This is a genomic window from Lapillicoccus sp., from assembly GCF_046595215.1.
GTDB lineage: Bacteria > Actinomycetota > Actinomycetes > Actinomycetales > Dermatophilaceae > Lapillicoccus.
Genome location: NZ_JBKJPP010000123.1, coordinates 12,531 through 37,828, shown reverse-complemented (window position 1 = coordinate 37,828; position 25,298 = coordinate 12,531). Strand labels below are relative to the sequence as shown.

The following is a 25,298-nucleotide window of genomic DNA, read 5'->3' as shown; positions in this document are numbered from 1 at the left end:
CTGCCTCAGGCGGCCTCGAACTTGTAACCGAGGCCCCGCACGGTGACGATGAAGCGCGGGCTGCCCGGGTCGGGCTCGATCTTGGCGCGCAGCCGCTTGACGTGGACGTCGAGCGTCTTGGTGTCCCCGACGTAGTCACTGCCCCACACCCGGTCGATGAGCTGCATCCGGGTCAGGACGCGCCCGGCGTTGCGCAGCAGCATCTCCAGCAGCTCGAACTCCTTGAGCGGCAACGGCGTCGCGTCGCCACCGACCGTCACCGTGTGGCGTTCGACGTCCATCCGCACCGGACCGGCCTCCAGGGTGACCGGCAGCAGGTCCTCCGGCTCGGCGAGCCGACGCAGCACGGCCTTGATGCGGGCCAGCAGCTCGCGGGACGAATAGGGCTTCGTGACGTAGTCGTCCGCGCCGATCTCGAGGCCGACGACCTTGTCGATCTCGCTGTCCTTGGCCGTGAGCATGATCACCGGCACGGTCGAGCGCTGCCGCAGCGCACGGCATACATCGGCCCCCGGCAGTCCGGGGAGCATGAGGTCGAGCAGCACGAGGTCCGCGCCGTTCTTGTCGAACTCCGCGAGCGCCGCCGGGCCGGTCTCCGCGATGGCGACCTCGTAGCCCTCCTTGCGGAGCAGGTAGGACAGGGGGTCCGAGTAGGACTCCTCGTCCTCGACGACCAGGATGCGGCTCATGGGACCTCTGCTCTCGCGCCGGGGGCGCTGATGGTGTCGGGGATGGTGTGGACGTCGGCGGTATGCCGGGCAGCCACCGCGCGTGGCCGGCCTAGCGGGGCGCCGGGCAGGCGCATGGTGAACGTCGAGCCGCGGCCCGTCTCGCTCCAGACCGTGACCTCGCCGCCGTGGTTGGCGCAGACGTGCTTCACGATGGCCAGACCGAGTCCGGTTCCGCCCGTCGAGCGGGACCGGGCGTCGTCGACGCGGTAGAAGCGTTCGAAGATGCGTTGCTGGTCGACCTGCGCGATGCCCTGTCCCTGGTCGGTGACCGCGACCATGACCAGGTCGCCAGCGCCGGTGCTCACCTTGACCGCGACCCGGGTGTGCGCCTCGGAGTAGGCGATCGCGTTGCCGACGAGGTTGCGGATGGCCGTGGTCAGCAGCTCCGGCTCGCCCCAGACCATGCAGTCGTCGGCCGTGACGAGGGCCAGCTCGATGTCCTTGTCCTCGGCCGCGAGCCGGGACCGCTCGACGGCCTCGCGCGCCGCGGCGGCCAGGTCGACGCGCTCGGGGTCCTTGAAGGTGTCGGCGACCTGGAGCCGGGACAGGTCGACGATCTCCTGGACGAGGCGGGTCAGCCGGGCCGACTCGACCTGCATCCGCTTCGCGAAGCGGGAGACCGCCGCGGGGTCGTCGTGGGCATCGAGCACCGCCTCGGCGAGCAGCGCGATGCCGCCGACCGGGGTCTTCAGCTCGTGGGAGACGTTGGCCACGAAGTCTCGGCGGATCTCCTCGACGCGACGGGCCTGGCTGCGGTCGTCGACGAGCAGGAGCACGTGCGAGTCGCCGAGCGGCGCGACCCGGGCCCCGACGACCAGGCTCGTGCGGCCCATCGGGCCGCGGGAGAGCTCGAGCTCGGCCTCGCGGATGATCCCGTCGCGGCGCACCTGCCGGGCGATGGCGAGCAGCTCGGCGTGGACGATCTCGCCCCCGCGGACCAACCCGTGCGAGACCGCCGCGGGCGAGCTGTTCACCACGGCGTCCGCCGAGTCGAGGACGATCCCGCTCGAGCTGAGGACAGCGAGCACGTCCGCGACACCGGCGGGCAGCGAGGAGGTCCCCTCCATGGTCTCGGGCACCCTTCGCTGCTGACGTCCGGACAGTCGCACCGCGAGGACCGCGAGCGCCGCGAGGCCGGTGAGCGCCATCCCGGCGATCCCCCCGAGCACGGCAGCGGTCGTTGCGTCCACATCACTCAGCCTACGGGCGCGTGCGCCACACTGGGACAGACACCGTGCGCCGTGCGCCGACGACGTCCTCAATGTTCACCTGATCCGTGGCATCTGTTCACCGGGACGTGCGACTCTCACGCTGCCCGCCGCCAGACCCGAGGACAGACGAAGGACACTCGATGCGCGCCGCATTCCATGAGGAGCTCGCCAAGATCACCGACCAGCTGGTCGAGATGACCCACCTCGCCGGCTCGGCGATGGCCCGGGCGACGACCGCCCTGCTCGACGCCGACGTGCACCTGGCCGAGAGCGTCATCGCCGCGGACCACCAGCTCGACGACATCCGTTCCAACCTCGACGCTCTCTCCATCGACCTGCTGGCCCGTCAGCAGCCGGTCGCCACCGACCTGCGGATCGTCGTGACCTCCATGCGGATGAGCTCCGACCTGGAGCGGATGGGCGACCTGGCCCGGCACGTGGCGAAGGTGGCCCGGCTGCGCTATCCCGAGAAGGCCGTCCCCGACTCGCTGACCTCCCACATCCTCCAGATGGGCCAGGTGGCCGAGCGGATCGTGGCCAAGGCCGGCTCGGTCATCGCCTCCAAGGACGCCGACTCCGCCATCAGCCTCGAGAAGGACGACGACGCGATGGACGACCTCCACCGTGAGCTCTTCGCGGCGCTCCTCGCGGACAAGGCCGACTTCCCCGCGGAGACCGTCGTCGACCTCACCCTCCTCGGGCGCTACTACGAGCGGTTCGCCGACCATGCCGTCTCCGTCGCGCGGCGCGTCGTCTATCTCGTCACCGGAGAGTTCGCCAGTGAGGGCGAGGTCGACCACGAGGAGCAGGAAGAGGCCCGCGGCGAGTAGGCGACACCCCTGCCTTGCGTCCGGCAACGCGGTTGCCATGGCCACAACGTCGCCGGACGCACCACGCTGCTTGCCGGACGCACCACGCTGCGGTATGCCGGGAGAGCGGGTCAGCGGCCCTGGTTCGCCACCGCGGCGGCTGCGGCGGCCGCGGCCTGCGGGTCCAGATAGCGGCCGCCCGGGGTCACCGGGGCGAAGGCGTCGTCGAGCTCGTAGACCAGCGGCATCCCCGTCGGGATGTTGAGCGCGGCGATGTCGTCGTCGCTGATCCCGTCCAGGTGCTTGACCAGCGCCCGTAACGAGTTGCCGTGGGCGGCCACGAGGACAATCCTGCCGTCCCTGAGGTCGTCCTGTATCTCGTTCTCCCAGTACGGGATCAGCCGCGTGAGGACATCCTTGAGACACTCGGTCGCCGGCATCGACTCACCGAGGTCGGCATAGCGTGGATCGGCCGCCTGGCTGAACTCGTCGTCGGCCTCGATCGGCGGCGGCGGGATGTCGTAGGACCGGCGCCACAACAGGAACTGCTCCTCGCCGAACTCCTCGAGGGTCTGCTTCTTGTCCTTGCCCTGGAGCGCGCCGTAGTGCCGCTCGTTGAGCCGCCAGTCCCGGCGCACGGGGATCCAGTGGCGTTCGGCCCGGTCGAGCGCGAGGTTCGCGGTGCTGATGGCGCGGCGCAGGAGGGAGGTGTGGACGACGTCAGGGAGCAGTCCGGCGGCGGCGAGCAGCTCGCCCCCCTTGACCGCCTCGGCCCGACCCTTCTCGGAGAGGTCGACGTCGACCCAGCCCGTGAAGAGGTTCTTGGCATTCCACTCGCTCTCGCCATGGCGGAGCAGGACGAGGGTGTGGGTCATGGCGGTCAGCCTAGTCAGGGGGGTGGTCGGAGCCGTCCTCGAGCAGGTGGCGGAAGGCGTCGAGGTTGTGGGTCGACTCCCCTCGCGAGATCCGCCAGGCCCACTCCTTCCGGATCGACGTGAAGAAGCCGATGGTCAGCAGCTCGTTGAACGGTGAGTCAGCCGCCTCCAGGACGACCCCGAACAGCTGGTCGAGATGACCCGCATCGACTGCGGCAGTGGGCAGCTCGCCCCGGACATAGACGTCGCCAGAGGTGTCGATGGCATAGGCGAGCCCCGGCATCCGCAGGTTCTTGCGCAGCAGGTGGCGATAGAAGGCCTCGTGGTTCTCGTCGGGGTTGCGGATGACGAAGGCGGACACCGACGTCGCCTTCTCCCGCACGACGAGCGACACGACCGTCTTGAGCTTCTGCTCGCCCGGCAGGGTGATGACGTACTCACCGCGCCGCCCGCCGAGCTCCCACTCGATGTCGGCCCCCGTGAGGTAGTCGGCGATGACCGCCTCGGCGGCCTCCATCGTCACGGCGTCACCGAGGTCGGCACACCCGGGACGGTGCGGCCCTCGCCGGTGGGTGAGCCGGTCCGCGCCCAACGTGCCTCGGCGTAGACCTCGAGCAGCCGCTCGGTCGTTGCGCCCCAACCGAATCCGGCTGCGTGCTCCACCGCACGTCTGGACAGCTCGGCCCGGCGTCGCGGGTCGACGAGCAGCGACTCGAGGGCATCGGCCCAGTCGCCGGTCTCGTGGGTGGGCACGAGGAGGCCGGCGTCGCCCACGGCGAACGGCAGGCCGCCGACGTCGGCCGCGACGACCGGTGTGCCGCACGCCTGGGCCTCGATGGCGACCAGGCCGAACGACTCGTTGTGGGAGGGCACCGCGACGACGTCCGCGGCCCGGTACCACTGCGCCAGGGTGGGTCTGTCGACCGGCGGCAAAAACCGCACCTGAGCGGTGATCCCCAGCTCGGCGGCGAGCTCCTGGAGCTGGGCCGGTCGTGCGAGCCCGGTGCCGCTCGGTCCGCCGAGGACGCCGACGACGAGGTCGCCCGCCCAGTCGGGGTGCCGGGCGAGCAGCTCGTGGGCCGCGCGGAGCAGGACGTCCGGGGCCTTGAGCGGCTGGATCCGGCCGACGAAGAGCAGGACCATCGCGTCCGCCGGCAGCCCGACCGCGGCGCGGGACTCCCGCCGGTCGCCCGGCCGGAAGACGTCGAGGTCGACGCCCGGGGGGACGACGCGCACCTTGTCCGGGTCCGCGGCATACAGCTCGACGAGCTCGCGCGCCTCGTCGGCGGTGTTGGCGACGAGGCGGTCTGCCGCTTCGACGACCTGGACCTCGCCGATCTCGCGGCCGGCCGGCTCGGGGGTGTCGCCGCCGGCCAGGTGGCGGTTCTTGACCCGCGCCATCGTGTGCATCGTGTGGACGAGGGGGACGCTCCACCGGTCGGTTGCGAGCCAGCCGACCTGCCCCGAGAGCCAGTAGTGCGAGTGGACGACGTCGTAGTGCCCCTGGGGTCGGGCCGCCTCGACCCGCATGACCCCGGCCGAGAACGCACAGAGCTGGCCCGGCAGGTCGGCCTTGCCCAGACCCTCGAACGGGCCGGCGGTGATGTGACGCACCAGCACCCCCGGGCTCATCTCGACCACGGGGGGCAGCGAGCCCGTCGTTGCCCGGGTGAAGATCTCGACCTCCCGGCCGCGGGTGGCCAGCTGACGAGCCACCTCGGCGACGTAGACGTTCATCCCCCCGGCATCCCCGGTGCCCGGCTGCTCCAATGGCGACGTGTGCACGCTGAGCATCGCGATCCGGTGGATGGCGTCGGCGTTCGTCACCGATCGGCCCCTTCCGTCAGACAGGTGGTGGGGCCCGGGGCAGGGTCCCGCCTCAGGCAACACGTCCTCCCGGGTTGCCATTCCCGGGGATCGCGTCAACCCGGCGAGCGTATGCCGTGGGGCCGCTCCGGGCTCCACGGCATACCGTGGGTAGGTGACGCGCGCCAGGCCCGTGGGGGTGATCACCCGCGGCACGACCGGACCCAACCGGCTGCGTCGGGTCGACCGCTGGCTGGCCGGGCCGCAGGCGTGGCGGCTGCGGCGCGCGGGGGCGCGTCCCGTCGTCGTCGACCTCGGCTACGGCGCCTCCCCGGTCACCGCCGTCGAGCTGCACGACCGGCTCCGGCGGGTGCGGCCCGACGTCGAGGTGGTCGGCATCGAGATCGACCCGGCGCGCGTCGCCGCGGGCCGGCCCCTCGAGCGCGACGGGCTGACGTTCCGGCTCGGGGGCTTCGAGGTCCCGCTCGCCGACGGCGCGAAGCCGCTCGTGGTGCGGGCCTTCAACGTCCTGCGGCAGTATGGCGAGGACGAGGTGCCGCACGCCTGGCAGCGCGTCGTCGACCGGCTTGCCCCGGACGGGCTGCTGGTCGACGGGACCTGCGACGAGCTCGGACGGCGCAGCGCGTGGATCGCGGTGGATGCGCGGGGGCCGGTCAGCCTCACGCTGTCCCTGCGCCTCGCCGACCTCGAGCGCCCGTCGGACGTGGCCGAGCGCCTGCCCAAGGCGCTGATCCACCGCAACGTGCCGGGCGAGCCGGTGCACGGCTTCCTTGCGGCCTTCGACACGGCCTGGCTGCACGCGGCGCCACAGGGGTCCTACGGCGTGCGCCAGCGCTACCTCGCGGCGGTCGGCGCCCTTCGGGAGCAGGGCTGGTCGGTGCGCGACGGCCCGAGCAGGTGGCGGCTGGGCGAGGTCACGGTCGACTGGGACGACGTCGCCCCGGCCGGCTAGCCGTCGCGGTTCACCGCGTCACGACTGGTTTGCCGCGTCGCGACTGGTTCACCGCGTCACGACTGGTTCGCCGCGTCGCGACGTGTTCGTCGCGTCACCACGGGCCGTAAGGACCCTGGTTGCTCTGGCCGCGGCCCCTGCCGCGCCCGGACACCTGCCGCAGTGCCGGACGGACATCGGTGAGGTAGACGGCTGCCGCGACGAACGCGATGATGCCGATGAAGTTGAGCACGTTGAGGACGAGGATGATGCCGATCGCCAGCGCGACGAGGAGCACCACCGTCCAGAAGGTCTTCGTGCGCTTGCCGGCCGCCACGAAGGCATCCGGCCGGTGGCGAAGGACGTCGACGACGGCGAAGGCCTCGCACCCCAGGGCGAGGACGCCGAGGACGAGCACGAGGGTGCTCTGGATGCTGCCGAAGATCTGCATGGTGACCAGCCTAGTGAGAGGTGCCCGACGTGGGGTCGGTCCCGCGGGGTCAGGCGTCGATGATGAGGGTCACGGGACCGTCGTTCACCATGGAAACCGCCATGTCGGCCCCAAAAGTTCCCGTGGCCACCTCGAGGCCCCGGGCGCGCAGCGCGTCGACGACTCCCGCGACGAGTGGAGCGGCCACCGGCCCCGGTGCCGCAGCGGTCCAGGACGGACGTCGGCCCTTTCGGCTGTCCCCGTAGAGCGTGAACTGGCTGACGACGAGGACAGGTGCCCCGACGTCGACGACGGACTGCTCGTCGCGCAGGATCCGCAGCTCGGCGATCTTGCGGGCCGTGCGCTCGACCTGCTCGGGTCCGTCGTCGTGAGTCACCCCGACGAGGGCCAGTAGCCCGGGCCGGGAGATCTCCCCGACGACCTGTCCGTCGACCTCGACCCGGGCCTGCGTTACGCGTTGGAGGACGGTGCGCACTCAGCTGTCCCTGAGCCCGCCGCTGTCCCGGAGGCCGCCGCTGTCCCGGAGGCCGCCGCTGTCCCCGAGGCCGGTCGCGATGATCGCGCCGACCTGCTCGCCGTGTCCCGTGACGGGGGCGTCCTCGAGCGCGGCGAGCGCGGTGGGCGCGTCGATCCCGAGACGCCGCAGGGCTGCCGCGAGGACGACCCCCTTGGCCCGCGGGGAGCCGTCCGCGATCTTCACGGCGACACCGCGCCCGTCCGCCAGGCCCACGGCATACACCGACTCCGCCCCGTCCTTGGCGATCAGGCCGCCCACCTCGCGGATCAGCGTCGTCCCCTCGCGGCGGGTGCCACCGAGGTGTTCGGGGTGGGCGCGGATGGCGTCGGCGGTGCGGGCCTCCGGCGTGCCCGCCGCGGCGGCGGCGATCCGCCCGAAGGCGCGGGCGAGCCCGGTCAGGGAGAACCCGTGCACCGGCGCCCCGCAGCCGTCGACCCCGACAGCGGCGATGCGCTCGCCGCTCAGTTCCTCGATGGTCCCGGCGATCGCCTGCTGCAGCGGGTGTTCGGGCTCGCGGTAGGTCCCGGTGTCCCACCCGTTGGCAACACAGGTGGCGAGCATGGCCGCGTGCTTCCCGGAGCAGTTCTGGGCGAGCGACGACTTCGGGCGACGAGCGACGAGCCACGCCTCCCGCTCGACCTCGTCGACAGGCAGGTCAGGGGTGTTCTGGAGGTCGGCCTCGCTCAGCCCGGCGCCCGCGAGGATGCGCCGGGCGGCCTCGAGGTGGAAGGCCTCGCCGGAGTGGCTCGCGCACGCCAGCGCCAGCTCGTCATCGGGCAGGTCGAGACCGGCGCGGACCATCGCGAGCGCCTGGAGCGGCTTGTTGGACGAGCGGGCGAAGATCGGACCGCACGGGTCACCGACCGCCCACGCCACGGTGCCGTCGGCAGCCGTGGCCACGACAGTGCCGCGGTGGACGCTCTCGACGAGTCCGGAGCGGATGACCAAGGCGACGATCGGCGCTTCGGTCAGGACCGGGGAGAGGTGGTCCTGGGCGGCGATGACGGGGGTGTGGGCGGGCACCGCGCCAGTGTGCCAGAGCGCCGAGGGACGCCCGGAGACGGCGGAGGGACCGGTCCACGTGGTGCGGACCGGTCCCTCGGGTCGCTGGCCTCAGGTCAGGTCAGCAGGTCACCGGAGTGACGGTGTTCAGTCGCCGATCTTCTTGGCCCCGGCCTTGGTGGCCTTGCGGGCGCGGGGGGTGGTCTTCCTGGCGGTGGTGCTGGTGGCCTTGGCGCGCGAGGTGGTCGCGGCGGCGCCCTTGCGGGCGGTCGTCGCGGTCCTCCGGCCGGCGGTGCGGGTGCGCTTGGCCGACTCGACGACCGCGGCGGACGACGCGTCGACGTCCTTCTCGATCGTGTCGACGATCGTGTCGAGCGTCCTCGTGGCCTCCCTGCGACCGGTCGTCAGCGTCGCCTTGGCCGACTGCTGGGTCGAGGCGGCGGCCTTGCGGGCGGTCGTGACGGCGCCCTTGCTGGCGGAGACGGTCTGGTCGACCTGGGCCAGGAGCTCCTTGGTGGCGCGCTGGTTGCGGATCCGCTTGACCAGCTCCTCGCCCCGGACGGCGAGCGCGTCGTACTGCTCCTGCGCACGGCCGGCGATCTCAAGGCTGCGGTTGAGCAGCACCGCGGGAGCGTCCTGGACCTGCTTGATGGACCTCTCGGCCTGCAGGCCGAGCTCGTGCTGCAGGCCCTTGGGGTCCACGGCGGTGAGCGAGCGACGGGCGGCGACGGCGTGGGTACGGGCGTCGCGGACCTTCTCGACCGCGAGGTCGGTGACGCCGACGGCGGCGTAGACGGGGGTTGCTTCGGACACGGTCCTCTTGAGCTCTGCAACGAATGCCATGACTGTTCTCCTTCGGGTTCTACTGCGGTTGCTTCGTGGGGGTCCTGCGACGCGGCGCTGCATTGCGCGCGGTGGTCCGGGCGGCGGTCGAGGCGGTAGGGCGGGCGTCGTCGTCAGACGTTGCGACGAACGACTCGTAGACATCAACGAGCACGGCGCGCTGACGGTCGGTCAGCGTGGCGTCCGCGGCGATGGCCTCGCGCACCCCGGGCCCACCCGACGGCGGCGCGGGGGCCGCGTCGAGGATGCCGGCGTGCACGTAGAGCGTCTCGGCCGAGACCTGAAGTCCCCGTGCGAGGCCCTGCAGGATCTCGGCGCTCGGCTTCTTCAGTCCCCGCTCGATCTGCGAGAGATAGGGGTTGGAGATGCCGGCGAGGTCCGAGAGCTGGCGGAGCGAGAGCTGGGCGCTGTGTCGCTGCTCGCGCAGGAAGGCCCCCAGCTCGTGACCACTCAGCTTGCTCATGCCTCCAGTGTGCTTGCTGCAGCAAGCAAAATGCAAACTGGGGACAGCGTGAGGGTGGTCACACGGCTTGGTGCCGCTCCCTCCTGCCGCTCCTCCCCCCTCCCCGCTCCTCCCCCCGCCTCCCCCCACGTGTTGCGGCCGGCGCCGCACATCTGGGCTCCCAGGCGGACCATTCGCGGCTCAGGACGCAACACGTGGGGCGATGCCGACGGTGGCTCAGGAGAGACACCCGGCAGGGCGCTCACACTCCCTCACTCCCACCTGTTGCGGCCAGCGCCGCGCATCCTGTTACGGCCAGCGTGACCCCCACCTGTTGCGGCCAGCGCCGCGCATCCTGGCTCCCCCGTGGACCATTCGCGGCCCAGGACGCAACATGTGGGGGCGATGCCGGGCGATGCCGGGCGATGCCGGGCGATGACTCAGGAAATATGCCGCGCCCTCACCATGCGCGTGTCCCCTCACCACGCGCGGCGCCCGAGAGCGTCGCTGCGGGTGGTGAAGATCAGGAGACGGGTCGGCGGGAGATGTTCAGCAGTCCTCGGGCCTCGGTGGTGCTCATCGGCGGGCGCTGCATCACCGTCGCGATCTCGGCCGCCCGGGCGACGAGCTCCTCGTTGTGCTGCACCGGCCGGCCCCTGGCGAAGACGAGGTTGTCCTCCATCCCCACGCGCAGGTGGCCTCCCGCACCGAGGGCCGTGGCGAGGATCGGCAGGTGGGTCCGCCCGATCCCGGTCGCCGACCAGCTGGTCACCTGCGGGGGCAGCAGCGCCACCGCAGCCAGCAGCGCAGCCGGCGTCCCCGGCATACCGCCCGGCACGCCCGTCACGATGTCGACGTGGACCCTGCCACCGTGCGGCAGCCCCTCCTCGTCGAGCAGTCGGCGCAGGGCGTGGACGTGGCCCAGGTCGAACAGCTCGAACTCGGGAACGACCTCGCGGGCGATGCTCTGCCGATAGAGCTCCACCATGAACGGCCAGGGGTTGAGGAACACGTCGTCGCCGAAGTTCGTGGTGCCGCAGGTCAGCGAGCAGGAGTCCGGCTCGGCGTCGAGGACGGTGAGCCGCTGCTCGAGCGGGTCGTGGACGCTACCCCCCGTGGAGAGCTGCACGATGAGGTCGCTCGCCCCGCGGATCGCCTCCACGCACGCCCTCAACAGCCCCGCATCGAGGGTCGGCCGGTGGTCGCTGTCCCGGATGTGCAGGTGGATCAGGGACGCACCGGCCTGCTCGCACCGGACGGCGGTCTCGACCAGCTCCTCAATGCTTGTCGGCAGCTGGGGGACATCAGCCTTGCTGGTCTCGGCCCCCGTGGGCGCGACGGTGATCAAGGTGGTCGTCGCTGCGCTGCGGTTCATGCGGTCATGATGGCAGCGCGCCCGGCCCGGGCGGCGTCAGGGGCGGACGACGACCTCCTGCGCCGCCTGCATCCCGTCGACGGTCAGCTCGATGTCGGTGGGGAGGTTGCGCTTAAGCAGGGCGAGGCCGATCGGTCCGTCCTCGTAGTGCCGGGCGACAGACGTCACGAAGCCGACCGCGCGTCCCTCGTGGGTGATCTCGCTCCCCCGGGCCGGCAGGACGTGCCCCGTCCCGTCGAGGTGAAGGAAGGTCAACCGCCGCGGCGGACGCCCGAGGTTGTGCACCCGCGCGACGGTCTCCTGCCCGCGGTAGCAGCCCTTGTGCAGGTGGACGGCCGTGCGGAGCCAGTCGACCTCGTGGACGATCGTGCGGTGGTCGGTCTCGAACCCAAGACGCGGCCGCCAGGCCGCCACCCGGAGTGCCTCCGCCGCCCACATCCCAGCGAGCGGCCGATCCCCCACTGCCGCAACGAAATCCGCGCGCGGCACGATGAGCTCGCGCCACTGGCGAAGCGCACCCGGGTGGTCCGTCTCCGGCCCGTATGCCGTGGTGTCACCGACGAGGTCGGGCCACGGGTCGCGCCAGGCCAGGGGCTCACCCTCGACCGACTCCGCCGCGTGGGGCTCCCCGAGGACGGCGTACTGCGCACTCACGTCGGTGACCTCGACCCGCAGCATGAAGCGCATTGAGTCAAGCCACGCGAGCAGCGCGCCGCCGGCCCCCGGCTCGGTCGTGACCCAGGTGGTCGACCCGTCGTCGACGAGGTGGAGGTTGTGCTCGACGTGGCCCTTGGGGCTGAGGATGAGCGACTCGCGTGAGGTGCGGGGGCCCAGCCCGCTCAGGTGCTGCGTTGTCAGCGAGTGCAGCCACGAGATGCGGTCGGCCCCCGTGATGGTGAGGACCGGACGGTGCGACAGGTCGACTGCCGCCAACCGCTCGACGAGGAGCCGCTGCTCGCGCATCGGGTCGCCGTAGTGCGCCGCGACGGGGGCGTCGACGCCCTCCCCGGAGACGGCTCCCGGACGGCCGAGCAGTGGGGAGGCGAGGGCGGTGGTCATGGGCGGGTCGCCGAGCACTGGTCGCACCATCCGTGGATTGCCATGTGGGTCACGTCTGCTTCAAAGCCCGCGACCTGGCGAAGATTCCCGGCGAACCCGTCTGCCACCCCGACCGGCGCCTCGCTGATCGACCCGCAGCCGAGGCAGACGAGGTGGAGGTGGGTGGCGTGGTCGGCGAGGTGGTAGGTCGGTGCCCGGTGGTCCAGGTGAGTGTGCGAGACGAACCCGAGCTCCTCGAGGGCCTCGAGCCCCCGGTAGATCGTCGACAGCGGCAGGGGGGAGCCGCCGTCCTCGGCCACCTCGACCGCGATGGTGTCCGGGGTGCCGTGAGCGAGGTGCGCGAGGGCGTCGATGATCCGCCGGCGTTGGGGCGTGAGCCGCATCCCCCGGGCCCGCAGGGCCGAACCGAGATCAGTCATTGACGCAAGGGTAGCCCCGCCTCAGCACCACCTGACCCGTCCACAACTCCTCGGGTGAGGACCTGTGGACGGGTCAGCAGCGCCTGGGCGTCCACAACTCCTCAGGTGAGGACCTGTGGACGGGTCAGGTCACTCGTTTGAGCTGGGCCGAGACATGGCTCTGCAGCGGCTGCCCCACGGCCGCCATGTCCATGACCCACATCAGCTGCGACTCGACGAGGCCATAGAGCCGCGAGCCGGCGTTGTACTCCTTGGCGCTCGGGCTGCGCACCACACTGTCGGTCTGGATCTGGATCTTGGCCGGCTCCATCGTCCCGTAGTACATCTCCACGACGCCGGTCGGGTGGGTGAGGAGCAGCTCGACCTCGGTGCCGTCCTCCGCCGGTCGCCAGAAGCCCAGCTCGGTCGCGAGCGGGCGCACCCTCTGGCCGTTCTCCGACTCGAGTAGCCACGTGTGACTCTGCCACTCGAGGAAGCCCCGACCGTCGTGCGAGCAGACGATCTCCTGGCCGAAGTGCACGGACTCGATGGTCGGGTAGCCCACGACTCCGGCCCCCTCCCACCGCCCGATCAGCCACGCGAGCGGGCGCAGGCGCACCGGCAGGTCGAGGTCGAGCTCGAACATCAGGACACGTCCAGACGGTTGATCGGCACCCGAAGATCGTAGCCTGAGACCCGTGAGCACCCCCGCGCCGAAGACCCCGCCCCCAGCCGCCGTTCCGGGGCTGCGTCGCCTTGTCGTCAAGGTGACCTGCGGCGTCGAGGCCCCCGAGCGGCTCTCCCAGGCCATCACCGTCGCGGCCATGGCCGTCGCCGGCGGGGCAGAGGTCAGCCTCTGGCTCACCGGGGACGCCACCTGGCTGGCCACGCCGGGGCACGCGGAGACCGTCGAGCTGCCGTATGCCGCGCCGCTGGCGGACCTGCGCGACACCCTCCTCGCCGTGGCCATGGTCACGGTCTGCAGCCAGTGCGCGGCCCGTCGCGACCTCACCGAGGCCGACCTCCTCCCGGGTGCACGCATCTCGGGGGCCGCGTCCTTCGTCGAGGAGGTCCTCGCCGACGGCGTGCAGGCACTGGTCTACTGACTCGGGGCGCTGCCGAGGACCGCCCAGCTCCACCGAGGGCAACCCAGCGGCGCCGATGGCAACCGAGAGTCCTACTGAGGCTCGAAGTGGCCTCCCGCGCGCCTGTCACGCGGCGAACAGGCGGGTGACGATGTAGACGACGACCCCCACCACGAGCACCGAGGCGGCCCCCATCGCCATCCGCGCCTGGAGAGCGCCAGCTCCTGGCAGGGGGGTCAGGACCCGACGCAGTGCGTGCGAGACGGCCGCGACGAGGACGCCGAGGATCGCTGCGGCGACCATCGGGACGTGTCCGACGGCCAGCGCGACCCCGAGGGCGCCCACGGCGCCTGCCACGATGACGGGGAGCAGCAGCCAGCGGCGCCAACCGGGCCAGTGGCCGAGCAGCTCGACCAGCGCGCCGAGGGCCAGGGCCGCGCCGGCCGCAAGGACGTAGTCCCCGCCCGAACGATAGGCCGGCAGCACGGCCAGCGGTGCGCCGGTCGTGGCGAGGGCGAGACCCGAGATGGTCGTGGCGGCGCCGTAGGTCAGGCGGGCGCGTCCGTCTCGGCGCAGGATCTGGTGGAGGAACGCGGCGAGCATACTCACGGCCGCGGCCACCGGCACCCAGCGCAGGAAGGGCTCGGTGCGGGTCAGCGCTGCCGCCGCCTCGACGGCGACCGCCCCGATGCCGATGATGACAGACGTGATGACCGGGCTCGGCGCGCCGAGCAGGACGGGCCAGCCCCAGCCGAGGACGATCCCCAGGAAGGCGAGTGCCAGACCGGTCTGCGCCTGGCCCGAGGTGGCCGAGACGCTGACGAGCAGGGCCAGGGCCGCAGTGGCGAGGACGACGGCCGGGTGGGTCGCCACGAGGCTGGCGGGGTCGACCGGACGCCCCGCCTCACGCGCGCCCCGACGGCCGGCGCGGGTTGCGCGCTGCTCGGGCTGCTCGGGCGGTGCCGAGGCCGGCTGGGGGTCCTCGGCGGTGGGCACGACTGGCATCCTCGCATCAGCCTCCGGCGAACGGCGGCAGGATCTCGACCGTCGCGCCCTCGGTGACCCGGTCGTCAGGCCGGGCGGCGACGCCGTCGAGCAGGAACGTCGCGACGGCGAGAACCGGGCGCAGGGCGGGGTGCAGGTCGGCGGCCGCGACGGCGACGGCGGCCACCGAGGCGGCGTTGACCTGGTCCGAGCCGACGCCGGCCGCGGCACGGGCGCCGGCCCAGTAACGGACGGTGACGAGCGGTGCGGTGACGAGCGCGGGAGACATGGGGCGGATCCTTTTCAATGGCGACGGCCGGGGCTGACGGCTGGGGCTGACGGCCGGGGTGAGGCTCCAAAGTCTCACGCTGCAGACGATTCCGGACCGCCGGGCGCCCCCTCGATTATCCTCGCCCCATGGCCCACCTGCTGCTGCTCACCAACGCGCTGGCTCCCAGCGCCGAGGTGCTGCCGGCACTGGGGCTCCTCAGCCACCAGGTGCGCATCCTTCCCGCCGAGCCGACCGCGCTGGTCGAGGCTCCCGCAGGGGACGTCGTCCTCGTCGACGCCCGCACCGACCTGGCCCAGGCGAAGTCGCTCTGCCGCGTCCTGCGCGCCACCGGCCTGTCGAGCCCGCTGATGGCCGTCCTCACCGAGGGCGGCCTCGCCGGGCTGACGAGCGAGTGGGGCGTCGACGACGTGCTGCTCGACAGCGCGGGTCCGGCCGAGGTCGACGCCCGGCTCCGGCTGGCCCTGACCCGGTCCGACTCGGGCGACGTCGAGGAGGCGGGTCCGATCCGGGCCGGTGACCTCATCGTCGACGAGAACTCCTACTCCGCCAAGGTCCGCGGCCGCATCCTCGACCTGACCTACAAGGAGTTCGAGCTGCTCAAGTTCCTCGCCCAGCACCCGGGCCGGGTCTTCAGTCGGGCCCAGCTCCTCCAGGAGGTGTGGGGCTACGACTACTTCGGCGGCACTCGCACCGTAGACGTCCACGTGCGCCGCCTGCGGGCCAAGCTCGGCAGCGACCACGAGTCCCTCATCGGGACGATCCGCAACGTGGGCTACCGGTTCGTCGCCGAGCGCCCCCGCGAGCTCGAGGCCGTCACCGAGGGCTGAGGCCGGGCCCCGCAGCCCCCCGCTCCGGGGGCTGCGGGGGGCTGCCGCGGGACTTGCCCGGTGGCCCGGCTACCGGGTGATGCGCGTCGGAACCGCCGGGGTGTACGGCGAGACGGTCGGCAGGTATGCCGCGAAGCCGTCGATGTCGAGTCCGCCGAAGTACTTGCCGGCGCCGGAGGTGAAGGCCGGGAAGCCGTCGCCGCCGTCGGCCAGGAAGTTGTTGGTGACGATCCGGTAGGAGGCCGCCGCGTCGAGGGCCACCCCGTCCAGCCTGACGCTGCCCGCCACCGCTCCCGTGGCCCCGAGGGTGTAGGTGAAGCCCTTCGACACCTGCAGGACCTTGGCGGCTGCCGCGTTGCGACCGGTCACCTGCTGGGCCAGCAGGTCGTAGATCTGCTGGCCGGTCAGGGTCATCGACACCAGGTAGTTGTTGAACGGCTGCACGGTGAAGGCCTCGTCGAAGGTGACGTCTCCCGGGGGCTCCTGGTAGGGCGAGTTGGCGAACGTGAGGTCGGCCCGGATGCCGCCGGGGTTCATGAACGCGATCACCGGCTTCTGGCCCCCCGTGACGGTGCTCGGGTCGGCCAGCTGGGCGTCGGCGATCAGGTCTCCGAGCGGGGTCTCCCCCGCGGCGTTGGGCGTCCGGGTGACGTCCGCCGTGATGTGACCGATGACCTTGCTCGCGATCGGTGTGACGAGCGTCTTGTACTGCGTGATCAGCGCCGTCTGCTTCGGGTCCCTGGCGACGTCACGGGTGACGAGCATGTTCGAGCCGGCGACCGAGGCACGCACGATGTCCTTGGTCTCCTTGTCGTAGGTGAGGGTGGTCTCGGTGAACAACCGACCGAACGACGAGGCGGAGGTGACCAGTCGGGGCTGCCCGGCCGGGTCGGGGATGTTGCACACGTAGGGCTGGTGCGTGTGACCGGAGACGATCATGTCGATCGCCGGGTCGAGGCCCTTGGCGATCGGGATGATCGGTGACGTCGCAGTCAGGCTGCCGCCCTTGCCGCAGGTGTAGTCGAAGCTCGGGTTGACCTTGTAGGGCTTGCCGCTCGCGTCGAACCAGACCTCCTGCTCCGGGGTGCCGCCCTGGTGGATGAGGACGACGATCGCGTTGACGCCCTTCTTGCGCAGCACGGGCACGAGGGCGTTGGCCGTGGCGACCTCGTCGGTGAACGCCAGGCCGGCGACGCCAGCGGCGGTGACGATGTTGGGAGTGTCGCGAAGGGTCATGCCGATGAAGCCGATCCTGGCATCACCCACCTCCTTGATCGTGTAGGCCGGGAGGATGGTGTCGCCCGCCCTGGGGGCCGTCGGGCCCTTGTCGTCGTCGCCCCGGCCTCCCTTGCCTCCCATGCCGTGGTCGTCGTCGCCCTGCCCGTTCGAGGCCGTCGCGAGAGGCGCCGGCGGGGTCGTCGCGTACCTCACGTTGGCCGCGAGGTAGTCGAACTTCGCGCCCTTGAAGGTGTGGGCGGGGCAGGAGTTCTGGTTGTTGGCGCCGGCACCGTCGGCGATGCAGCCGCCGTACTGCATGCGCTGCAGCTCCTTGTATCCCTCGTCGAACTCGTGGTTGCCGACAGCCGAGACGTCGAGGCCGAGCATGTTCATCGACTCGATCGTCGGCTCGTCGTGGAACGCCGCCGACAGCAGGGGGGAGGCGCCGATGATGTCGCCGGCCGCCACCGTGAGGGTGTTGGGGTGGCCGCGGCGCGCCTCCTTGAGGTGGGTGGCGAGGAACTCCGCCCCACCGACGCCGGGCGGGACGAGGGAGTCCGTGGTCAGGTCCACCGCCTTGCCGGTCGTGGGGTCCAGCCGGTGGCCGGTGACCACCCGCCCGCCGGAGCCGCTGGGCGGCTCGAGGTTTCCGTGGAAGTCGTTGAAGGAGAGGATCTGGACGTCCACCGTGCGGCCACCGCGGTGGGCCTCGGAGGTCCCGCTCGTGGCGGTGACACCGGCGAGGGCGCAGGCCCCCACCGAGAGGGCGCCGATCAGGCGCCGGACAGATCGAGACGACATGGTGCTCCCTAGCCTGGTTCGAAGGTCTCCGATATCTCGGCAGGCTAGTCCTCAGCGCGCCCGCCACGGGGTCCTGCGCGTGACGAGATGGTGAAATGGGGCAATGCACCAGCTGACCGTGGACGGGACCTTCGAGCTGTCGGACCGCGAGCGCTCGCAGGTCGCCGCTCTCGTGGCCGCCGCGACCGCGCACGACGGGGCCGCGCCGTTGTCCGAGCAGTCCCGCCTCGATCTGCGGCCGGGCTCCGGCGTGAGCCACGTGCTCGCGTATGCCGGGTCGACCCTGACGGGGTACGCCCAGCTCAGTGACGGAGCGGCCGAGCTCGTCGTCGACCCGGCGGTCCGCCGACAGGGCGTCGGCACGGCCCTGCTCGCGCAGGTCCGGAGGCAGGTCCCGGTCTGGGCCCACGGTGACGTCCCGGCCGCCGCGGCCTTCGCGGCCGCTCACGACCTCGAGGTGACCCGGGAGCTCTTCGTCCTCGGCCGCCTCCTCGGCGGCGGGCCGCCGTTGGCCGACCCGAGCCTGCCCGACGACCTCGCCGTGAGGGCGTTCGAGCCGGGCCGGGACGAGGACGAGTGGCTGAGGGTCAACGCGGCCGCCTTCAGCCACCACCCGGAGCAGGGCAGCCTGACCCGGGAGGACCTGGCGCAGCGGATGGCCGAGGCCTGGTTCGACGCGGCGGGCTTCCTCCTCGTCGTCCTGCGCGAGGACCCGGGGACCGTCGCAGCCTTCCACTGGACGAAGGTCCACCCCGCGGGCGAGATGGGGCCGGCGAGGGTCGGCGAGGTGTATGTCGTCGGCGTCGACCCGGCATACCAGGGGCGAGGCCTGGGGCGGCCTCTCACCCTGCTCGGGCTGCATCACCTGCGCCGCGAGGGACTCGCCGACGTCATCCTCTACGTGGACGGCGACAACCCTGCGGCGCTGAGGGTCTACCGAGGGCTCGGCTTCACCACGAGGGGACTCGATCGGATGTATTCGCGCACCGTTCACGCGAGCGTGGAACGATGAGGTCCATGACCGCACACGTCACGGAGGCCGACCCCGAGAAGCCACTCTCCCCGGACTCCAACGTGCGGTCCCTCGCGAGCGCCATCCCGGTGCATCGTGGATACCCCGCACGCGGTGCCAACGGGCAGTTCGTGCGCACCGAGGACCCCAGGACGCTCCCCACCGACCGCTTCCTGGAGCGCGAGATCTCGTGGCTGCAGTTCAACGAGCGCGTCCTGCAGCTGGCCATGGACGAGGACGTGCCGCTGCTCGAGCGGGTCAAGTTCCTCGCGATCTTCAGCAACAACCTCGACGAGTTCTTCATGGTCCGGGTCGCCGGCCTCAAGCGCCGCATCGCGACCGGGTTGGCTGTCCGCTCGGCGTCGGGACTCGAACCGAGGGAGGTCCTCGAGCAGATCGACGAGGTCGCCCAACAGCTGATGGGGCGCCAGGCCGCGGTCTTCCTCGACGAGGTCCGGCCGGCGCTCGAGGTCGAGGGCATCACCATCGCCCGCTGGGACGAGCTCAGCGAGGCCGACCGGGAGCCGTTGCACCAGCTCTTCACGGACGCGATCTTCCCCGTCCTCACCCCCCTGTCCGTCGACCCCGCCCACCCCTTCCCCTACATCTCGGGGCTGTCGCTCAACCTCGCGGTCACGCTGATCAACCCCAAGACGGGCAAGGAGCATTTCGCCAGGGTGAAGGTGCCGCCCTCGCTGCCGCGCCTCCTGCAGGTGGGTGGCGACCACCATGACGGCCACTACGCCGTGCGGTTCGTCCCCCTCGAGGACGTCATCGCCGCCCACCTCGACCGGCTCTTCACCGGGATGGAGGTGCACGAGCACACCACCTTCCGGGTGACCCGCAACGAGGACCTCGAGGTCGAGGAGGACGACGCCGAGAACCTCCTCACCGCGCTCGAGAAGGAGCTGACCCGGCGGCGCTTCGGGCCCCCGGTGCGCCTCGAGGTCGAGGCGGACATCGACGAGCACGTCCTCGACCTGATCAGCCGCGAGCTGCAGATCACCGCGAGCGAGATCTACCGGCTCCCGGCGCCGCTGGACATGCGGGGCCTGTTCCTCATCGGCGACCTCGAGCGGTCCGACCTCAAGTACGACCCGTTCGTGCCGCTCACCCAGTCCGACCTCTCCCCGACCGAGAGCTCCAAGGCCAGCGACATCTTCGCCGCGGTGCGGTCCAAGGACATCCTGCTGCACCACCCCTACGACTCGTTCTCGACCTCGGTCCAGGCGTTCATCGAGCAGGCGGCCCTCGACCCGCGGGTGCTCGCGATCAAGCAGACGCTCTATCGCACCTCGGGCGACTCGCCCATCATCGACGCCCTCATCGACGCCGCCGAGGCGGGCAAGCAGGTGCTCGCCGTCGTCGAGATCAAGGCCCGCTTCGACGAGGTCAACAACATCAGCTGGGCCCGCCAGCTCGAGCAGGCCGGCGTCCATGTCGTCTACGGCATCGTCGGGCTGAAGACGCACGCCAAGCTCTGCCTCGTCGTGCGGCAGGAGGCCGAGGGGCTGGTGCGCTACTGCCACATCGGCACCGGCAACTACAACCCCAAGACCGCCCGCGTCTACGAAGACGTCGGCATCCTCACCTGCGACCCCCAGGTCGGCGAGGACATGACCCGCCTCTTCAACCAGCTGTCCGGGATCGCGCCCCGCAGCCGGTTCAAGCGACTCCTCGTCGCGCCCCGCACTGTGCGCTCCGGGCTCGTCGAGCAGATTCAGGCCGAGACCGAGCGGCACGAGCAGTCCGGCACCGGGCACATCGCCTTCAAGGTCAACTCGATCGTCGACGAGCAGATCATCGATGCCCTGTATGCCGCGGCGCAGGCCGGCGTCCGGGTGGACATCTGGGTCCGGGGGATCTGCGCCCTCCGTCCGGGGGTCCCGGGGCTGAGCGAGACGATCTCCGTCCGGTCCACGCTGGGACGCTTCCTCGAGCACTCCCGGATCTTCTGGTTCGGCGGCGACGGCGACCCGCAGGTCTTCCTCGGCAGCGCCGACATGATGCACCGCAACCTCGACCGGCGCGTCGAGGCCCTGATCCGGATCACCGACCCGGCCCACCTCGCCGACCTCGGGGCCCTCCTCGAACGCGGGGCCTCGGACGCGTTCTCCCGGTGGGAGCTGAGTGGTGACGGCCGCTGGACCCGACACCACCGGGGCCCGGAGGGCGAGACGCTCACGGACATCCAGACGGCGCTGATCGACATGCACCTCAAGCGCCGCCGCAAGGCCCGGCGCCGCTAGGCCCCTGCGATGTCGCTGATCCCGGCCGCCGGGACCCTGCCGTGGCGCCGCCGGCGTGGCGACCTCGAGGTCGCCATGGTCCACCGGCCGAAGTACGACGACTGGTCCTGGGCCAAGGGCAAGCTCGACCCCGGCGAGGACTGGCCGGTCGCCGCCGTCCGCGAGACGCAGGAGGAGACGGGGTTGGAGGTCCGCCTCGGGTTGCCGCTGCCTCCGACGACCTACACCGTCGACAGTTCGGGGGACACGGCCACCAAGGAGGTGCGCTACTGGTGCGCGGAGGTGGTCGGGGGCACGGGTGAGCTCGAGAACGAGATCGACGAGGTCACCTGGCTCGACGTCGCCGCGGCCCACGACAAGCTCGACTATGCCCGCGACCGCGAGCAGCTGAGGGCCCTCGTGCGGGCCGACACCGCGGGCGCGCTGACGACCTGGCCGCTCGTCCTCGTCCGGCACGGCAAGGCCCGCTCGCGCTCGTCGTGGCCCAACGAGGACCAGCTCCGGCCGCTGGACAGTCGTGGCCTGGCGCAGGCCGGGGCACTGGTGCCGCTCCTGGCCGCCTTCGGCGTCTCGCGCCTGCTCTCCTCCACCGCGTGCCGCTGCTCCGGCACCCTCCGCCCGTATGCCGCCGCGAGGGGTCTGTCGCTGCGGCTCAAGGACGGCCTGTCCGAGGAGGGGTTCACCCTCGACCCCGAGCGTGCCGTCCACCACCTGCGCCGGGCCGTCGAGCGGGGGGCCTCCACGGCTCTGTGCACCCACGGTCCCGTCCTGCCGAGCCTGCTCGAGGCCCTGCGCGACCTCGTCGACGTCACCGGCGACGGTGGTCCCGCCGCAGATGCTCTGCTCCGCGACGCCGCTGACCGATCGCTGGCCAAGGGCGAGGTCATCGTCTGCCACGTCGCCGGCACCGGCGACGCAGCCCGGATCGTCGCGGTGGAGGGTCACCGCAGCTGACCCGTGGAGCCCGCTGCCGCGACGGAGGTGGGCTGCCCGGCATACCAGAAGGGGGACTGCTGTCCGCCCCGGAGCCAACCGCAGCACCCCAGACCGTCGTCCGGCGTTCACCCCCCGTTAACCCAGCATGGATGTTCCGTCATCCGGGCCACCTAGGTTCGCTCACGGGACGGGGCTCGGCCATGACGCCCTGCCCGCCCGACCAGCCACCCGACGTCTCGAGAGAGAAGACCCCGTGCGACTCCTTCGTACCAGCGCCCTCAGCGCCGTTGCCCTGACCGGCGCCCTCGCCCTGTCCGCCTGCGGCAGCGACAACAACACCGGCAGCGCCGGCAGCGGCTCCGGCGCCACCTCCGGCTCGACGTCCGCCGCCGCCGGGGCCTGCTTCACCGGCACCCTGAAGGGTGAGGGCTCCTCGGCCCAGAAGAACGCCATCGAGTCCGCCATCAAGTCCTTCCAGGGCTCCTGCGCCGACGCGACGATCAACTACAACGCCTCTGGGTCCGGCGCCGGCGTCAAGCAGTTCCTCGCGGGCCAGGTCGACTTCGCCGGCTCCGACTCCGCGCTCAGCGCCGACGAGGCCAAGACCGCCGCACAGAAGTGCGGCTCGCCCGCCTGGAACATCCCCATGGTGACCGGGCCCGTGGGCGTTGCCTACAACCTCCCCGGTGTCGACAAGCTCGTCCTCAACGCCGACGTCACGGCAAGCATCTTCACCGGCAAGATCAAGAAGTGGAACGACCCCGCCATCGCTGCCCTCAATGCCGGGGCGAGCCTTCCCGACAAGGACATCACGGTGTTCTTCCGCTCGGACGAGTCCGGGACGACCGACAACTTCCAGAAGTACCTCAAGGCCGCGGCCACCGGGACGTGGGGCCTGGACGCGGGCAAGAAGTGGCTCGGTCCCGTCGGCGAGGGCAAGCCCCAGAACGCTGGCGTGGGCAGCGCGACCAAGGGCCAGGAGGGATCCATCTCCTACCTCGAGTGGTCCTACATCCAGCAGAACAAGCTCGGTCTCGCCCAGATCGACACCGGCTCCGGGCCGGTCACGCTCACGGCCGAGACGGTCGGCACGTCGGTGTCGACCGCCAAGCAGGTCGGCACGGGCAACGACCTCTCGCTCAAGCTGGACTACGCCACCAAGGCGGCCGGTGCGTACCCCATCATCCTCGTGACCTATGAGATCGTGTGCTCGAAGTACAGCGACCCGAAGAAGGCCGAGTCCGTGAAGGCCTTCCTCAAGGGCTTCGCCTCCGACAGCACCCAGAAATCCATCCAGGAGATCGGTTACGCCCCCCTCCCGACTGACATCGCCGCGAAGGTCAACACGGCGATCTCTGCCATCGGGTGACCACCGCGCCACACCGGGCACCACGACGATGCATGAGGAAGGTGTGACGTGTCATCAGTGACCGGCGTCTCGGCTGCCGACGGGCTCCCCGGGCCCGGGGGTCGTGCCCCGTTGCTCGGGGACACCGCCTCGACGGGGCGGCTCGGCGACCGCCTCTTCGGAGGGGCAGCGCGCGGCGCCGGTCTCGTCGTGGTGCTCCTCGTCACCCTCGTCGGGCTGTTCCTCGTCTCGCAGGCCGTCCCCGCCCTGCTCAACAACCAAGCCAACTTCCTCACCACCAAGGAGTGGACGGTCGGGGGCGATGCCCCGCGCTTCGGGATCACCGAGCTCCTGTGGACCACGGTTGCCGCCTCCGTCGTGGGGATGGCCATCGCCGTCCCGGTCGGCGTGGCAGTCGCGTTGTTCATCACGCAGTACGCCCCGAGGTGGCTGAGCAGGCCGGCGGCGTCGCTGGTGGATCTCCTGGCAGCGGTGCCCTCGATCGTCTACGGACTCTGGGGCCTGATCGTCTTCCGTCCCGTGGTGGCGCCGCTCGAGAGCTGGGTGGTGGAGCACCTCGGCTGGTTCCCGCTGTTCGCCCGGACGGGGCTGACCGGGGGGACGATCTTCTTCATCGGCATCGTCCTGTCGATCATGATCCTGCCGATCGTCACGGCCATCTCCCGTGAGGTGTTCGACCAGACCCCGGCGACCCACAAGGAGGCCGCCCTGGCCCTGGGCGCGACGCGCTGGGAGATGATCCGCACCACCGTGCTCCCCTTCGGCCAGCCCGGGGTCATCTCGGCGTCGATGCTCGCCCTGGGGCGGGCCCTTGGGGAGACGATCGCCGTCACGTTCATCGTCTCCACCCTCGCGCAGGGCACGCCCTGGACCTGGTCACTGTTCAACGGCGGCGAGACCTTTGCCTCGCGGATCGCCAACAACGCCTCGGAGTTCGACTCGCCGCAGAAGACCGGCGCCTACATCGCCGCGGGCCTGGTCCTGTTCCTGCTCACCTTCGTCGTCAACGCCATCGCGCGCGTCGTCATCGAGCGCAGGAAGGCCTTCAGCGAATGACGACGAACTCTGCCGACGCGGCCGTCTCCGCCCACGGGGCCAGAACGAGTGCGAGGCCGGTGCGGTCGGCCGAGAGCGGCAACGGTGACGGCCTCGACCTGGGCCACCAGTCGTCCGGTCGCCGCATCAAGGACGTCGTCGCACAGGTCGTCATGTGGGCGTCCTTCGGACTGGCGGTCATCCCCCTGGCCTGGATCCTCTACACCGTCGTGTCCAAGGGCATCGGGCTGCTCCTGCGGGCTGACTGGTGGACCAACTCGCAGCGCAACATCAACGCCACCGACATCGGTGGGGGGGCGATTCACGCCATCCAGGGCACCCTGATCCAGGCCGGGGTCACCGCCGTCATCGCCGTCCCGATCGGCATCCTCACCGCGGTCTACCTCGTCGAGTACGGCCGGGGTCGGTTCGCGCGGGCCGTGTCCTTCATGGTCGACATCCTCACGGGGATCCCCTCCATCGTGGCGGCCCTCTTCGTCTACGCCGTCTGGGTCACCACCTTCGGCTTCGACCGCGTCGCCTTCGCCGTCTGCCTGTCGCTGGTCCTGCTGATGATCCCCGTCGTCGTGCGCTCCACCGAGGAGATGCTCAAACTCGTGCCCAACGAGCTGCGCGAGGCGTCCTACGCCCTCGGGGTGCCGAAGTGGGTCACCATCACCAGGATCGTCCTCCCGACCGCCTTCTCGGGCATCGTCACGGGCGTGCTGCTCGGCCTGGCCCGGATCATGGGTGAGACCGCACCGCTGCTCATCCTGGGCCCGTACACCAAGAACATCGCGACCAACCTCTTCTCGGGCTTCATGCCGACGCTGCCGACGATGATCAACCAGGACCGCACCGAACTTGGCATCGCGCCCGCGGTGGAGCGGATGTGGGCCACCGCCCTCACCCTCATCCTCCTCGTGCTCCTGCTCAACGTGGCGGGCCGCCTCATCGCGCGGCTCGGCGCGGTCCAGCGCTGACGACGACCCCACGCACCGACCCAGAGAGCGACCCTA

The 25,298-nt window shown here is 71.3% G+C and carries 27 protein-coding genes; 10 read left to right on the top strand and 17 right to left on the bottom strand.

Annotation, left to right across the window (positions count from 1 at the left end; all coding sequences use genetic code 11):
• Positions 1-5 precede the first annotated feature (5 nt).
• Complete coding sequence (locus ACLL9L_RS10075) at positions 6-689, bottom strand: response regulator (protein WP_411284511.1); 684 nt, start codon at positions 687-689, stop codon at positions 6-8.
• Positions 686-1,921, bottom strand: coding sequence for a sensor histidine kinase (locus ACLL9L_RS10070; RefSeq protein WP_411284510.1), 1,236 nt, complete (start codon positions 1,919-1,921; stop codon positions 686-688). Before ACLL9L_RS10070 ends, ACLL9L_RS10075 begins: the two co-directional genes overlap by 4 nt.
• A gap of 161 nt (positions 1,922-2,082) precedes the next feature.
• On the opposite strand from ACLL9L_RS10070, the gene phoU reads away from it, so the two are divergent.
• On the top strand, positions 2,083-2,772 hold the full coding sequence (gene phoU, locus ACLL9L_RS10065; protein WP_411284509.1) for a phosphate signaling complex protein PhoU: 690 nt from the start codon (positions 2,083-2,085) through the stop codon (positions 2,770-2,772).
• A 110-nt stretch (positions 2,773-2,882) separates the two neighbouring features.
• Here the strand turns inward: phoU and ACLL9L_RS10060 are convergent, their stop codons facing one another.
• From ACLL9L_RS10060 to mshA, 3 genes are read right to left on the bottom strand one after another with little or no spacing between them, the layout of a single operon-like run.
• Complete coding sequence (locus tag ACLL9L_RS10060; protein ID WP_411284508.1) at positions 2,883-3,626, bottom strand: phosphoglyceromutase; 744 nt, start codon at positions 3,624-3,626, stop codon at positions 2,883-2,885.
• A gap of 10 nt (positions 3,627-3,636) precedes the next feature.
• A complete protein-coding gene (locus tag ACLL9L_RS10055) occupies positions 3,637-4,143 on the bottom strand; it encodes a YbjN domain-containing protein (protein WP_411284533.1) in 507 nt (168 codons plus the stop codon).
• 2 nt (positions 4,144-4,145) lie between these two features.
• The gene (mshA, locus tag ACLL9L_RS10050; protein WP_411284532.1) at positions 4,146-5,420 is read right to left on the bottom strand and encodes a D-inositol-3-phosphate glycosyltransferase; all 1,275 of its coding nucleotides are present in this window, start codon (positions 5,418-5,420) and stop codon (positions 4,146-4,148) included.
• Between the two features lie 187 nt (positions 5,421-5,607).
• On the opposite strand from mshA, the gene ACLL9L_RS10045 reads away from it, so the two are divergent.
• Complete coding sequence (locus tag ACLL9L_RS10045; protein WP_411284507.1) at positions 5,608-6,405, top strand: class I SAM-dependent methyltransferase; 798 nt, start codon at positions 5,608-5,610, stop codon at positions 6,403-6,405.
• 94 nt (positions 6,406-6,499) lie between these two features.
• On the opposite strand, the gene ACLL9L_RS10040 is transcribed toward ACLL9L_RS10045, so the two are convergent.
• The 9 genes from ACLL9L_RS10040 to ACLL9L_RS10000 all read right to left on the bottom strand — a co-directional run bounded on the left by ACLL9L_RS10040 (position 6,500) and on the right by ACLL9L_RS10000 (position 13,120).
• Complete coding sequence (locus ACLL9L_RS10040; RefSeq protein WP_411284506.1) at positions 6,500-6,835, bottom strand: DUF2516 family protein; 336 nt, start codon at positions 6,833-6,835, stop codon at positions 6,500-6,502.
• Between the two features lie 49 nt (positions 6,836-6,884).
• Complete coding sequence (gene dtd, locus ACLL9L_RS10035) at positions 6,885-7,310, bottom strand: D-aminoacyl-tRNA deacylase (RefSeq protein WP_411284505.1); 426 nt, start codon at positions 7,308-7,310, stop codon at positions 6,885-6,887.
• A complete protein-coding gene (locus ACLL9L_RS10030) occupies positions 7,311-8,375 on the bottom strand; it encodes an asparaginase (protein ID WP_411284504.1) in 1,065 nt (354 codons plus the stop codon).
• A gap of 126 nt (positions 8,376-8,501) precedes the next feature.
• Positions 8,502-9,197: a hypothetical protein gene (locus ACLL9L_RS10025; RefSeq protein ID WP_411284503.1), complete on the bottom strand. Its 696-nt coding sequence runs from the start codon at positions 9,195-9,197 to the stop codon at positions 8,502-8,504.
• Between the two features lie 19 nt (positions 9,198-9,216).
• Positions 9,217-9,660: a helix-turn-helix domain-containing protein gene (locus ACLL9L_RS10020; RefSeq protein WP_411284502.1), complete on the bottom strand. Its 444-nt coding sequence runs from the start codon at positions 9,658-9,660 to the stop codon at positions 9,217-9,219.
• A gap of 502 nt (positions 9,661-10,162) precedes the next feature.
• Positions 10,163-11,014, bottom strand: a complete 852-nt coding sequence (locus ACLL9L_RS10015) for a 3-keto-5-aminohexanoate cleavage protein (protein ID WP_411284501.1) — start codon at positions 11,012-11,014, stop codon at positions 10,163-10,165.
• A 36-nt stretch (positions 11,015-11,050) separates the two neighbouring features.
• A complete protein-coding gene (locus ACLL9L_RS10010; protein WP_411284500.1) occupies positions 11,051-12,073 on the bottom strand; it encodes a YgfZ/GcvT domain-containing protein in 1,023 nt (340 codons plus the stop codon).
• Entirely contained in the window at positions 12,070-12,492 is a 423-nt protein-coding gene (locus ACLL9L_RS10005; protein ID WP_411284499.1) for a Fur family transcriptional regulator, read from the bottom strand. Before ACLL9L_RS10005 ends, ACLL9L_RS10010 begins: the two co-directional genes overlap by 4 nt.
• Before the next feature lie 124 nt (positions 12,493-12,616).
• The gene (locus ACLL9L_RS10000; RefSeq protein ID WP_411284531.1) at positions 12,617-13,120 is read right to left on the bottom strand and encodes an FABP family protein; all 504 of its coding nucleotides are present in this window, start codon (positions 13,118-13,120) and stop codon (positions 12,617-12,619) included.
• 49 nt (positions 13,121-13,169) lie between these two features.
• On the opposite strand from ACLL9L_RS10000, the gene ACLL9L_RS09995 reads away from it, so the two are divergent.
• The gene (locus ACLL9L_RS09995) at positions 13,170-13,577 is read left to right on the top strand and encodes a DsrE family protein (protein ID WP_411284498.1); all 408 of its coding nucleotides are present in this window, start codon (positions 13,170-13,172) and stop codon (positions 13,575-13,577) included.
• A 105-nt stretch (positions 13,578-13,682) separates the two neighbouring features.
• Here the strand turns inward: ACLL9L_RS09995 and ACLL9L_RS09990 are convergent, their stop codons facing one another.
• Both ACLL9L_RS09990 and ACLL9L_RS09985 read right to left on the bottom strand, forming a co-directional pair.
• Positions 13,683-14,552, bottom strand: a complete 870-nt coding sequence (locus ACLL9L_RS09990) for a hypothetical protein (RefSeq protein ID WP_411284497.1) — start codon at positions 14,550-14,552, stop codon at positions 13,683-13,685.
• Positions 14,553-14,568: 16 nt separating this feature from the next.
• A complete protein-coding gene (locus tag ACLL9L_RS09985) occupies positions 14,569-14,829 on the bottom strand; it encodes a MoaD/ThiS family protein (protein WP_411284496.1) in 261 nt (86 codons plus the stop codon).
• Between the two features lie 128 nt (positions 14,830-14,957).
• Here ACLL9L_RS09985 and ACLL9L_RS09980 point away from each other — a divergent pair, with 128 nt between their 5' ends.
• The gene (locus ACLL9L_RS09980; RefSeq protein WP_411284495.1) at positions 14,958-15,659 is read left to right on the top strand and encodes a DNA-binding response regulator; all 702 of its coding nucleotides are present in this window, start codon (positions 14,958-14,960) and stop codon (positions 15,657-15,659) included.
• A gap of 69 nt (positions 15,660-15,728) precedes the next feature.
• Here ACLL9L_RS09980 and ACLL9L_RS09975 read toward each other — a convergent pair whose 3' ends face one another.
• Entirely contained in the window at positions 15,729-17,678 is a 1,950-nt protein-coding gene (locus ACLL9L_RS09975) for a bifunctional metallophosphatase/5'-nucleotidase (protein WP_411284494.1), read from the bottom strand.
• A gap of 103 nt (positions 17,679-17,781) precedes the next feature.
• Here ACLL9L_RS09975 and mshD point away from each other — a divergent pair, with 103 nt between their 5' ends.
• The 6 genes from mshD to pstA all read left to right on the top strand — a co-directional run bounded on the left by mshD (position 17,782) and on the right by pstA (position 25,262).
• The gene (mshD, locus tag ACLL9L_RS09970; RefSeq protein WP_411284493.1) at positions 17,782-18,690 is read left to right on the top strand and encodes a mycothiol synthase; all 909 of its coding nucleotides are present in this window, start codon (positions 17,782-17,784) and stop codon (positions 18,688-18,690) included.
• Between the two features lie 5 nt (positions 18,691-18,695).
• Positions 18,696-20,939 (top strand): RNA degradosome polyphosphate kinase, encoded by a 2,244-nt coding sequence (locus ACLL9L_RS09965; RefSeq protein WP_411284492.1) that lies wholly within the window; start codon positions 18,696-18,698, stop codon positions 20,937-20,939.
• Positions 20,940-20,948: 9 nt separating this feature from the next.
• Positions 20,949-21,893, top strand: a complete 945-nt coding sequence (locus ACLL9L_RS09960) for an NUDIX hydrolase (protein WP_411284491.1) — start codon at positions 20,949-20,951, stop codon at positions 21,891-21,893.
• Between the two features lie 235 nt (positions 21,894-22,128).
• The gene (gene pstS, locus ACLL9L_RS09955; protein WP_411284490.1) at positions 22,129-23,244 is read left to right on the top strand and encodes a phosphate ABC transporter substrate-binding protein PstS; all 1,116 of its coding nucleotides are present in this window, start codon (positions 22,129-22,131) and stop codon (positions 23,242-23,244) included.
• A gap of 48 nt (positions 23,245-23,292) precedes the next feature.
• On the top strand, positions 23,293-24,300 hold the full coding sequence (gene pstC / locus ACLL9L_RS09950; RefSeq protein WP_411284489.1) for a phosphate ABC transporter permease subunit PstC: 1,008 nt from the start codon (positions 23,293-23,295) through the stop codon (positions 24,298-24,300).
• Positions 24,297-25,262 (top strand): phosphate ABC transporter permease PstA, encoded by a 966-nt coding sequence (pstA, locus tag ACLL9L_RS09945; RefSeq protein WP_411284488.1) that lies wholly within the window; start codon positions 24,297-24,299, stop codon positions 25,260-25,262. Before pstC ends, pstA begins: the two co-directional genes overlap by 4 nt.
• The last annotated feature ends 36 nt before the right edge of the window (positions 25,263-25,298 follow it).